Raw genomic sequence first — 10,796 nt, forward strand, 5'->3', positions numbered from 1 at the left:
GGTAGTCGTCCCGACCCCCGTCCGCCACCGAGGGCGCGTGCGCGCCGCCGCCGCTCTCGCCGTCGGCGAGTTCCGCCTCCAGGTGCGTGACAAGGGCCTGGCGGACCGGCTGCGCAAGGCGGCCGCGCGGCGCTGAACTTTCTGGCCCGGCGCGGTCCGGCCCCGGCTCGCGTCCGCCGGCTCGCGGCGCCCGGCCAGCCATTTCGATTCACCATTTCGCCCAGTCAGGTGGGTTCGCCATGTCTTCACACCGCGAGGCGCCGGAGATCGCCAAGGATCCGGTCGCCGATTCCTCGGACCTCTACGCCTTCGTCACCCCGAACAAGCCGGACACCGTGACGTTGATCGCCAACTACGTACCGTTGCAGTTGCCCTCGGGCGGGCCGAATTTCTTCGAGTTCGGCGACGATGTGCGGTACGAGATTCACATCGACAACAACGGCGACGGCGAGCCGGACGTCACCTACCGCTTCGAGTTCACCACCGAGATCACCAACCCGAACAGCTTTCTATACAACACCGGCCCCATCGAGTCGCTGGAGAGCGAGCGCCGGGAAGAACTGTTCCGGGTGGCCGGTGAGCCGGTCAACGCGCTCGACCGGATGAACGTGCACAGCCTGGCCCTCCAGGTGCCGCTGGACAAGGCGGTTCGTGAAGTTCGTCGAACAGCCGGAACTGGCCGCCCTGCTGCCGGTGCTCTACCCGGGCGTCTTCGACAACCTCGACAAGCTGAACAGGTCGAAGAAGGCCCGCGCCGACCTGGTCGCGATCCTGCTCACCGGCATCCCGGAGGGACTGATCAACGGCTTCAGCAACGCCACCGGTGACGTCCAGGCCGACATGCTGCGGCTGAACACGGCCATCCCGCCGGCCCGCCGCCCGAACCGGCTGGGGGTGCTCGGCGGCGATCTGGCGGCATTCCCGAACGGGCGCCGGGTCACCGATGACGTGGTGACTATCGCGTTGCGGACCATCGCGGGGCTGACCGAGGCGGACGTGACCGCGCCGTTCCTGCGGAACTTCCCGTTCCTCGGTACGCCCTACGACGGGTTCAAGACACCGGTGCTCTGATCATCCATACCGGACGGCAGTTGCTCGGCCGGGAGATCGAGGTGAGCCGGGCCGACCGGGCGAGCGAGCCGCGTACCCATGCCGCGGTGCGGGAACGCCAGGTCCGCGACGGCACCTTCCACAGTGCCGTCTGTCCGGATCTTCCCGCCGGCTGCTATACCGTTTGGTGGGACGCCGACAGGCCCGTCGGCGCGGTTTCCGTAGCCGGCGGCATCGTCGCCGAATTCATCTGGCCCACCAGCGCATATCCGGCTGCCGACTGATCCGTCGAGGCCCGCCGACGACCGCGTCCCGTCCACGATGTGGGCGGGACGCGGTCGTTGTGCCCCCGCTCGGCGAGCAGGGTGGGCGAAGGCGGGCTAACCTTGCGGTTCAAGATCAACGGATCTTGACGGGTGGCCTTCCCGGGGTGGGCGCCGGGTCCGATCGTGCCGGCGGGGCGTTGCGCGCCACGGAGAAAACTCCGGCAACTCGCCGGGGAGGGCGTTACTCGGTCGGGGTCTTAATCGATAGGGCAAGGCAAGACGGGGTGGTCCGGGCCAATCGTCCGGGCGCGTGTCGGGAGGGCGACTCCAATATCAAGTTTGGCTTGACGACGCACGCATTACACGCGTGTAATTTGAATGGGGTTGTTCGCGCGGAACGCAGCAAAACGGGTCCGTACGGACAAACACGCCTTTCGCGTGGGGGGTTGCAGCGGCGATGACGCCGGTGCGCGACAAGGAGGCAATTGATGGACGGCCAGCTCGAGGCGGCCGACCTGCTCGGGAACGCGCCGGAGTGGCAGGAGCGGGCGCTGTGCTCGCAGACCGACCCGGAAGCGTTCTTCCCCGAGAAGGGCGGCTCGACCCGGGAAGCGAAGCGGATCTGCTCACGGTGCGAGGTCAAAACCGAATGTCTCGAGTACGCCCTCGGTCACGACGAACGGTTCGGGATCTGGGGTGGGCTCTCCGAGCGGGAACGGCGCAGACTGAAGCGCCAGGCAGCCTGAGTCGTGGGGCCGGGGCGGTTGGGGGACCGCCCTGCCCGACGGAGGGTGTCGCCGGAACCGGCCTCAGGCCAACTCGTCCGGGTCCACGCCGAGCAGGTTCGCCACCTGCTCAATGATCACGTCGTGCACCAGGTCGGCAAGATCCTCCCGATCCATGGCCCGGAACTCAAGGGGCCGCCGGTACAGCACGATCCGGGGCGGCAACTCCTGGCGGCCGGGCCGGCCCGGAAGCAGCCGGGCCAACGGCACCTCGCCGTCCTCGAGCACGTCCGAGTCGTAGACGTTCAATTCAGGGGGGACGTCCTCGACGGCGAACTCCACCCCGGCCAACTCCTTGGCGAACCGGCGTTCGAGCGTCTCGACGGTGTCCAGCACGAGGTCGTCGAAGATTTCCGCCTTGGTGCGCGCCAGCGGCACGGTTGCCGGCACCAGTCGCCCCCGCAGGCCGCGACCGTGCCGATCGCGGTGGGCCCGCCGGCTGGCGCCGGGGCGGCGGTTGTCCGGGCTCGTCATGAGGCAAAGGGTAGCCTCCGGGCGGGACCGCACCACAACAGCTCCGCCACCATGGCGCGCCGCGTTGCCGCGGAGAAATGTGATCACTCATACGGGCGTGTCGCAACGCGAAGCAGTGCGCCGGACCCGGTAATGGAGATACCCTGCGCCCGTGAGGTCACCACGGCGCTGCACTCGTAACGGCTGCCCCCGGCAAGCGGTCGCCACGCTGACCTATGTCTACAACGAGTCAACCGCTGTGGTGGGCCCGTTGGCCGCCTTCGCCGAACCCCACACGTACGACCTCTGCGAACCGCACGCCCGCAGCCTCACCGCACCTCGCGGCTGGGAGGTGGTCCGGCACGAGGGCGAGTTCGAGCCGCCGCCGCCCACCACCGACGACCTCGTGGCGCTGGCCGAAGCGGTCCGGGAGGCGGCGCGTCCGGCCCCCCGTCCACCCCACGACGACCAGAACCAGCCGCCGAACGCGCCCGCCACCTCCCGCCGCGGCCACCTCCGCGTCATCCCCCCACCCCACTGACCCCGCGGTCTGCGGATCGGGTCCGTAGCTCGCGGTCTGGCCACGGGATGCCGCAACTCGCGGTCTGCGCACGGGATGCCGCAATTCGCGGTCTCCACCGGCCGGGATACCCCGAGATGCCGCAACTCGTGCCGCCCGGCGGTTCGGATGCCGCGGAATGCCGCAACTCGTGCTTGCCTTGTCGGCCCGAACACCCCGACATGCCGCAATCCGCGCCTGCGAACCCTGGCGGCCGCACCAGCACCAACACCTGCACCCGCTACTACACCCATGCCCCGGGCACGGCGCCATCGCAGCCAGCCGTTCTCGCGCACCAACTGCTCGACCGGCTCCTGACCACCGGCGGCCCACCTGCCCGCCCGCCTGCCCGCCCAGGTCATCCGGGCCGCGGGCCGGGACCAGCCACTCCACCGGGTGCTGGTGGGGCGTGTTCGGGGCGTTTCGGGGGCCTCTGTGGCGCACCTCCGATGTGGCGAAACAGTCTCGGCGGCGACACGCCGACACGAGGCAGCGAGCGCCACTCAGGGTGGCTAGCGTGCGGCGGAGAGTGATGTCCACGGGAGGGGGCGACGGTGAACGAAGTGCTCCGGTTGGCGATGGCGGACAAGGGCGAGACCGCCGAGTCGTTGGCGGCGAAGGTCGGGGTCGACCCGAAGACGGCGGGCCGGTGGCTGGCGGACGACCGGATCCCGCATCCACGGACCCGGATCGCCGTCGCCACGGTCCTCGGGTGCGAGGCGAAGAAACTCTGGCCGGAACCGTTCCGGCGGCGGGACCTGCCCTGGTTCCAGGAATGGGCGGATCTGGAGCAGAAGGCCAAGTCGATCCGGTCGTACCAGCCACTGCTCGTGCCGGGTCTGCTCCAGACCGAGGCGTACGCCCGAGCCGTGCTGGCCACCGGCGGCCTGGTGTCGCCCGCGGAGGTGGAGGAGATCGTCGCCGCGCGGCTGGCGCGGTAGTGGGTACTGGAGCGCGACGTCCCGTTCCAGTTGATCACGGTGATCGACGAGGTGGTGCTGCGCCGCCGGGTGGGCGGCGACCGGGCGGTGATGGCCGGGCACTTGACCCACCTGGCCGACCTGGGCGAGCGGGAGCACGTGCAGGTCCGGGTGATCCCGGCGGAGAACCCGTGGCACACCGGCCTGGCCGGGCCGTTCGTGCTGGCCCGCACGCCGGACGGGTCCGAGGCGGCCTACCTCGACAATCAACTGCGCGGTCAGGTGGTGACCGAGCGTGCTGATCTTGCTAGCCTGAACGCCAGATGGGAGAGCGTCACCGGTGAGGCGCTGCCCCGTCGCCCGTCCATCGAGCTGATCAGGGAAGTGGCGACGACATGGAGATGACCGGCGCCCGTTGGCGCACCGCCACCCGCAGCAGCAACAACGGCGGCGACTGTGTCGAGGTGGCCGACAACCTGCCCGGCCGGGTCCTGGTGCGCGACAGAAGGACCGAGACGGCGGCACCCTGACCTTCACCCCCGACGCCTGGCGCGCCTTCCTCGTCGCCGCCCCGCGTCAGATCGGCTGTTGATCGGCCCGCCGAGGCGCAGGTGGCTCCCTGATCAACACAGTTCCGGCAGAATGGCGGGGTCGCGGCCGCGTTGATGCCGCCGTTCCGGCGATACGGAGTTGATCGGAGCGCCTCGCGCCCTCGCGCACGCTCGGTAGGTTCCCTCATGCCAGGATCAGTCCTCCATCGCTCCCACCGGCGTGCCCACCCCTGTCCTGCCGGCGATGGTCGGTTAGGAGTCGTCACATGCGCCGTGCCCTGCGGCCGCTCACCCGGCGTGCGCTGCTCACCGGGACCGTCGGCGCGGCCGCACTGCTCGCCACGGGCGGCACCCTCGCCGGCTGCGGCATCCCCGGCGCCCAGCAGACCGGGGCCGGGTGCGTGAGCGAGGACCTCTCCGGCACGGAGAAGAAGTTGGCCTTCTCCAACTGGCCGCAGTACCTGGACGTGGACGAGGACGACGAGTCGAAGCGCCCCTCCCTGGACAGTTTCGTCAGAGCCAGCGGCATCGAGGTGACCTACACCGAGGACGTCAACGACAACAACGAGTTCTTCGGCAAGGTGCAGCACCAGCTTTCCGCCTGCCAGAGCACCGGGCGGGACCTGATCGTCCTCTCCGACTGGATGGTGGCCCGGATGATCCGGCTGGGCTGGATCCAGCAGCTCGACCAGGCCAACCTGCCCAACGTCGCGGCCAACCTGCTGCCGTCGCTGCGCGACCGCCCCTTCGACGTGGGCAACGAACTCGCCGTGCCGTGGCAGTCCGGCTTCGCCGGGCTGGCATACAACGGCCGGGTCGCCAGGGAGATCCGCAGCGTCGACGAGCTGCTCACCCGCCCCGACCTCAAGGGCAGGGTGACCGCGTTGACCGAGATGAGCGACACCATGGGGCTGCTGTTGCTGTCCAACGGCCACGACCCGACCGACTTCACCACCGCCCAGTTCGACGACGCGCTCGACAAGCTGCGCAAGGCCGTCGACTCCGGGCAGATCCGCCGGTTCACCGGGAACGACTACGCTCCCGACCTGGCCAGGGGGAACATCGCGGCCTGCATCGGCTGGTCCGGTGACATCATCCAGCTCGGCTTCGCCGACGATCGGATCAGGTTCGTGACGCCCGACACCGGGGTGATGATCTGGTCGGACAACATGGTGGTGCCGAGGAAGGCGACCCACAAGGCCAACGCCGAAGCGTTGATCGACCACTACTACGATCCGGCCGTCGCCGCCCAGCTCGCCGCGTACGTCAACTACATCTGCCCGGTGCAGGGGGCGCAGGAGGAGATGGAGAAGATCGATCCGGAGCTGGCCGCCAACCCCCTGATCTTCCCGGACGACGCCATGCTCGCCACGGCCCGGGGCTTCATGGCGCTCGACGAGCAGCAGGAACGAGCGTACGAGACCAGGTTCCAGCAGGTGATCGGAGCGTGACGATGGCGCGGGACGTCCCGGCCGGCGATCTGTGTCTGGCCGACCTCACCAAGACGTTCGGCGCGTTCACCGCCGTCGACGGCCTGAGCCTGACCATCGGCCAGGGCTCGTTCTTCGCGCTGCTCGGCGCCTCCGGCTGTGGCAAGACCACCACCCTGCGGATGATCGCCGGGCTGGAGGAGCCGACCAGCGGGCAGGTGCTGCTCGGTGGCCGGGACATCGCCCGGCTGCGCCCGCACAAGCGGCCGGTCAACACGGTGTTCCAGAGCTACGCGCTCTTCCCGCACCTGGACGTCTTCGAGAACGTCGCCTTCGGGCTGCGCCGGCGCGGCATCCGCCCGGTCGACGGGCAGGTCCGGCAGATGCTCACCCTGATGGGGCTGGACGGCTACGAGCGACGCCGCCCGGCCCAGCTCTCCGGCGGTGAGCAGCAGCGGGTCGCGCTGGCCCGCGCCTTGATCAACCACCCGCAGGTGCTGTTGCTGGACGAGCCGCTCGGCGCGTTGGACCTCAAACTGCGCCGCCGGATGCAGATCGAGCTGAAGCGGATCCAGACCGGGGCCGGCATCACCTTCCTGCACGTCACGCACGACCAGGAGGAGGCCATGACGATGGCCGACACGGTCGCGGTGATGAACGCCGGGCGGGTCGAGCAGCTCGGCGCACCGGCCGAGATCTACGAGTTCCCGGCCACCGCGTTCGTGGCCAACTTCCTCGGCCAGTCCAACCTGATCGCCGGGGTCGTCGCCGGTGGCAACGGCGGTGACGTCCTGATCACCGCGCACGGCGTGCGCTTCTCGGTGCCGTCGGCCCGGGCCCGCGCCGACCGGGGCCCGGTCTATTTGGGGGTACGCCCCGAGAAGCTGCACCTGGTCGACTCCGTCGACCAGGTGCCCGCCGGCAGCCAGTACCTGACGGGCACGATCACCGACGCCTCCTACGTCGGGGTGAGCACGCAGTATCTGTTGCGAGCCGGCTGCGACACCGAGCTGAGCGTCTTCGTCGCCAACAGCGGCACGCAGCGGCGCTACGGGCCGGGTGACCGGGCGGTGGCGTACTGGAATCCCCAGCACGCCTTCCTGCTCGGCCGCCGCGCCGACGAGGACGAGCCGAGCACGCCGGTACTCGACGAGCCGGTGGGGGCCGCTCGTGACTGAGCGGAGCGAACGAGCCATCAGGCACCCCAGCGGGACGGCGCCGTGAGCGCCTTCGCGCAACTACCGGGCGTGGCCGGGCAGTCGACGTCGCCGCCCGCTGCCCGCCCGGGGCGGTACCGGCTCCTGCCGTACCTGCTGTTGCTGCCCGGCGTGGCCTGGCTGTTCCTCTTCTTCGCCCTGCCGCTGGCGCAGCTCGCCGCCGCCAGCCTCTACGACCCGAACGGCTCGCTCTCCACCGGGTACACGATGACCTGGGCGTTCGGGAACTACCCGGCCGCGTTGCAGGCGTACTGGCCGCAGTTCGGCCGATCCTTTCGGTACGCCGGCACCGCCCTGGTGCTGGCGCTGCTGATGGGCTACCCACTGGCGTACGTGATCGCCTGCAAGGCCGGCCGGTGGCGGAACCTCCTGCTGGTCTGCGTGGTCGCGCCGATGTTCACCAGCTTCCTGGTGCGCACCCTGGCCTGGAAGACCATCCTGTCGGACCACGGTTGGCTCGTCGGGCTGCTGCGTGACGTGCACCTGCTCGGCCCCGACGGCCGGTTGCTGGCCACCCCGGTCGCGGTGGTGCTCGGCCTGACGTACAACTTCCTGCCGTTCCTGGTGCTGCCGCTGTACGCGAGCCTGGAGCGGCTCGACCACCGGCTGGTGGAGGCGTCCCGCGACCTGTACGCGAGCCGATGGCAGACGTTCCGCCGAGTCACCCTGCCGCTGTCGAGGCCCGGCCTGATCGCCGGAACCCTGCTGTTCTTCATTCCGGCGACCGGTGACTACATCAACGCCGAACTGCTGGGCACCCCCAACGAATACATGATCGGCAACGTCATCGACTCGGCGTTCCTGGTCCGGTTGGACTACCCGCAGGGCGCGGCGCTGTCGTTCCTGCTGATATCGGCGATCCTCGCGGTGGTCTTCGGCTACCTGCGCCGCGCCGGCGAGGACGTGCGGTGAGGCTCTCCCGCTGGCTCGCCCGGCACTGGGTGATGGGGGTGGCGCTGCTGGTGCTCGGCTACCTGCTGCTGCCGATCGCCGTGGTCGCCGCGCTGTCGGTCAACCGGCCCGCCAACCGGTTGTCGTACGACTTCCACGAGTTCACCCTCGACAACTGGCGCAACCCGTGCGCCACCTCCGAGATGTGCGATGCGGTGCTGCGTAGCGTGCAGATCGGTTTCATTGCCACCGTGGTCGCCACCACGCTCGGCACCCTGATGGCGTTCGCGCTGGCCCGGCACCGGCTCCGCGGCCGGTCCGGGCTCAACGTGCTGATCTTCCTGCCGATGGCGACGCCGGAACTGGTGCTGGGCACCTCGCTGCTCACCCTCTTCGTCGCCGGTGGGGTGCCGCTGGGCTTCTGGACCATCGTCCTGGCGCACGTGATGTTCTGCCTGTCGTTCGTGGTGGTGACGGTCAAGGCGCGGCTGGCCGGGATGGACCGGCGGCTGGAGGAGGCCGCGATGGACCTGTACGCCAGCGAGTGGCAGACGTTCCGGCGGATCACCCTGCCGCTGGTGCTGCCCGGCATCGTCGCCGCCGCCCTGCTGGCCTTCTCGCTCAGCTTCGACGACTTCATCATCACGAACTTCAACTCCGGCACCACCGTCACCTTCCCGATGTACGTCTGGGGCGCTGCCCAGCGGGGCATCCCGCCGCAGGTCAACGTGATCGGCACAGCCATGTTCCTGATCGCGCTGCTGCTGGTGCTGACCAGCACGTTGCGTCGTGGCGGCAGGCGCTTACGGAATCCTTAACCCCTGCCTGAGAACGTATGGCGGACGACGACGGACAACGGGGAGCGGACACGGTGCGGGTGTTGGTGGCGGACGACGAACGGTTGCTGGCGGACACGGTCGCCGAGGGGCTGCGTCGCCTCTCGATGGCGGTCGACGTCTGCTACGACGGCGACGGCGCGCTGGAACGGATCGGGGTGAACCGCTACGACGTGGCGGTGCTGGACCGGGACATGCCCGGGCAGACCGGCGACGAGGTGTGCCGCAACCTGACCGACTCCGGCACGGGCACCCGGGTGTTGCTGCTCACCGCTGCCGCCGGTATCCGGGACCGGGTGGAAGGGCTCGGGCTGGGTGCCGACGACTACCTGACCAAGCCGTTCGCCTTCGCCGAACTGGTCGCCCGGGTACAGGCCCTGGGCCGACGCTCCGCGCCGGCACTGCCGCCGGTGCTCCAGCGGCACGGCGTGGAGTTGGACGTGGCCCGGCACGTCGTCCGGCGGGACGGGCAACCGGTCAGCCTGAGCCCCAAGGAGTTCGCCGTGCTGCACGTGCTGATGCGCGCCGAAGGCCGGGTGGTCAGCGCGGAGGAACTGCTCGAACAGGCGTGGGACGAGTTCGCCGACCCGTTCACCAACGTTGTCCGGGTGACCGTGATGACGCTGCGCAAGAAGCTCGGCCAACCGCAGGTCATCCACACCGTGCCCCGGACCGGCTACCGGATCGGCGACCCGGCGTGACTCCGCGCCGGCGCATCATGCTGGTCGGGGTGCTCGCCCTGCTGGCCGGATTCGCCCTGCCGGTGCTGACCGAGTGGGCCCTCGGCCAGCTGTTCTGGTGGGGTCGGGGGCTCTGCGACCGCGGGCTGCCCGTCCCCGGCCCGATCTGCCAGACGGCGTCCGACTTCGCCGGCCTTACCGTCGGGCTCGCCCCGCTGGCCGTGTTCGTGCTCGCGGTGGCCGGCATCTGGGTCGCGGCCGTGTGGTGCCTGCGTCCGGTGCGTGATCTCGCCGGACCGATCGCGCACGTCGGGCCGCAGAACCTCGGCTACCGGATCCGGCCGCGCGGCAACGACGAGCTGGCCCGGCTCGCCCGGTCGGTCGACGAGATGATGGAGCGCATCGCCGCCGGCTACGAGGGGCAGCGGCGGTTCGCCGCCAACGCCTCACACGAGTTGCGTACGCCACTCGCGGTGCAGCGGACGCTGATCGAGGTCGGCATGGCCCAGTCGCTCACCGGCGAGCAGCTCGAGCTGCTGACCAGCCAGCTGCTGGCGACCAACGAGCGTAACGAGCGGCTCATCGAGGGGCTGCTCGCGCTCAGCGAGAGCGACCAGGGGCTGCGGGCCCGCCTCCCACAGCGGCTCGACGAGATCGTCGGCACCGTGCTCGCCGCCCATCAGGACCGGGCCACCGCAGCCGGGGTGACCGTGCAGACCCACCTCGAGCCCCGGATCGTGATGGGCGAGCGGGTGCTGCTGGAACGCCTGGTGACCAACCTGGTGGAGAACGCGATCAAGTACAACCGGCCCGGTGGCACGCTCGCCGTCACGGTCGGTCGCGACCCGGCGCTGACCGTGGTCAACACCGGTCAGGTGGTGCCGGCCGAGGCGGTGGCCGGGCTCTTCGAGCCGTTCCGTCGCCTGGCCCGTGACCGCACCAACCACGCCGGCGGAGCCGGCCTCGGCCTGGCCATCGCCCGCTCGATCACCCAGGCGCACGACGGTCTGATCGCCGCCCGGCCGGCCGAGTACGGCGGGCTGCGGGTGGACGTCCAGTTACCCGCCGCACCCTGACCCGGCCCCCGGCCGGGGCACGAACGATCACCCGAGACGGGACCGCGAACCGCGCGACCCGGCCCTCGGCGTGCCCGGAAGC

The 10,796-nt window shown here is 70.2% G+C and carries 10 protein-coding genes and 3 pseudogenes; 12 read left to right on the plus strand and 1 reads right to left on the minus strand.

The window, feature by feature from the left end; translation table 11 throughout:
• Positions 1-239 precede the first annotated feature (239 nt).
• The 3 genes and pseudogenes from IEY61_RS00510 (at position 240) to IEY61_RS00520 (ending at position 2,062) form a co-directional block, all read left to right on the plus strand.
• Positions 240-1,071, plus strand: a pseudogene (locus IEY61_RS00510) (DUF4331 domain-containing protein).
• A gap of 41 nt (positions 1,072-1,112) precedes the next feature.
• Positions 1,113-1,334 (plus strand): hypothetical protein, encoded by a 222-nt coding sequence (locus tag IEY61_RS00515; protein WP_229705585.1) that lies wholly within the window; start codon positions 1,113-1,115, stop codon positions 1,332-1,334.
• Between the two features lie 470 nt (positions 1,335-1,804).
• Positions 1,805-2,062, plus strand: a complete 258-nt coding sequence (locus IEY61_RS00520) for a WhiB family transcriptional regulator (protein WP_189040215.1) — start codon at positions 1,805-1,807, stop codon at positions 2,060-2,062.
• Positions 2,063-2,125: 63 nt separating this feature from the next.
• Here IEY61_RS00520 and IEY61_RS00525 read toward each other — a convergent pair whose 3' ends face one another.
• Complete coding sequence (locus tag IEY61_RS00525; RefSeq protein WP_189040216.1) at positions 2,126-2,575, minus strand: metallopeptidase family protein; 450 nt, start codon at positions 2,573-2,575, stop codon at positions 2,126-2,128.
• Positions 2,576-2,726: 151 nt separating this feature from the next.
• Here IEY61_RS00525 and IEY61_RS00530 point away from each other — a divergent pair, with 151 nt between their 5' ends.
• From IEY61_RS00530 to IEY61_RS00570, 9 genes and pseudogenes are all read left to right on the plus strand, one after another.
• Positions 2,727-3,095 carry a DUF3499 domain-containing protein gene (locus IEY61_RS00530; RefSeq protein ID WP_189040217.1) on the plus strand — a complete coding sequence of 123 codons (369 nt, stop codon included), beginning with the start codon at positions 2,727-2,729 and terminating at the stop codon, positions 3,093-3,095.
• A 596-nt stretch (positions 3,096-3,691) separates the two neighbouring features.
• Positions 3,692-4,438 (plus strand): annotated as a pseudogene (locus IEY61_RS00535) (helix-turn-helix domain-containing protein).
• A pseudogene (locus IEY61_RS00540) lies at positions 4,429-4,625 on the plus strand (DUF397 domain-containing protein). The pseudogenes IEY61_RS00535 and IEY61_RS00540 overlap by 10 nt, the downstream one beginning before the upstream one ends.
• A 225-nt stretch (positions 4,626-4,850) precedes the next feature.
• Complete coding sequence (locus IEY61_RS00545) at positions 4,851-6,035, plus strand: polyamine ABC transporter substrate-binding protein (RefSeq protein ID WP_189040218.1); 1,185 nt, start codon at positions 4,851-4,853, stop codon at positions 6,033-6,035.
• Between the two features lie 2 nt (positions 6,036-6,037).
• Positions 6,038-7,192 (plus strand): ABC transporter ATP-binding protein, encoded by a 1,155-nt coding sequence (locus tag IEY61_RS00550; RefSeq protein ID WP_189040500.1) that lies wholly within the window; start codon positions 6,038-6,040, stop codon positions 7,190-7,192.
• A 42-nt stretch (positions 7,193-7,234) separates the two neighbouring features.
• Complete coding sequence (locus IEY61_RS00555) at positions 7,235-8,143, plus strand: ABC transporter permease (RefSeq protein WP_189040219.1); 909 nt, start codon at positions 7,235-7,237, stop codon at positions 8,141-8,143.
• Positions 8,140-8,940, plus strand: coding sequence for an ABC transporter permease (locus IEY61_RS00560; protein ID WP_229705586.1), 801 nt, complete (start codon positions 8,140-8,142; stop codon positions 8,938-8,940). Before IEY61_RS00555 ends, IEY61_RS00560 begins: the two co-directional genes overlap by 4 nt.
• A gap of 53 nt (positions 8,941-8,993) precedes the next feature.
• Positions 8,994-9,659, plus strand: coding sequence for a response regulator transcription factor (locus IEY61_RS00565; protein WP_189040502.1), 666 nt, complete (start codon positions 8,994-8,996; stop codon positions 9,657-9,659).
• Positions 9,656-10,714: a HAMP domain-containing sensor histidine kinase gene (locus IEY61_RS00570; RefSeq protein WP_189040220.1), complete on the plus strand. Its 1,059-nt coding sequence runs from the start codon at positions 9,656-9,658 to the stop codon at positions 10,712-10,714. The genes IEY61_RS00565 and IEY61_RS00570 overlap by 4 nt, the downstream gene beginning before the upstream one ends.
• The last annotated feature ends 82 nt before the right edge of the window (positions 10,715-10,796 follow it).

This window comes from Micromonospora sonchi (genome assembly GCF_014646235.1).
GTDB lineage: Bacteria > Actinomycetota > Actinomycetes > Mycobacteriales > Micromonosporaceae > Micromonospora > Micromonospora sonchi.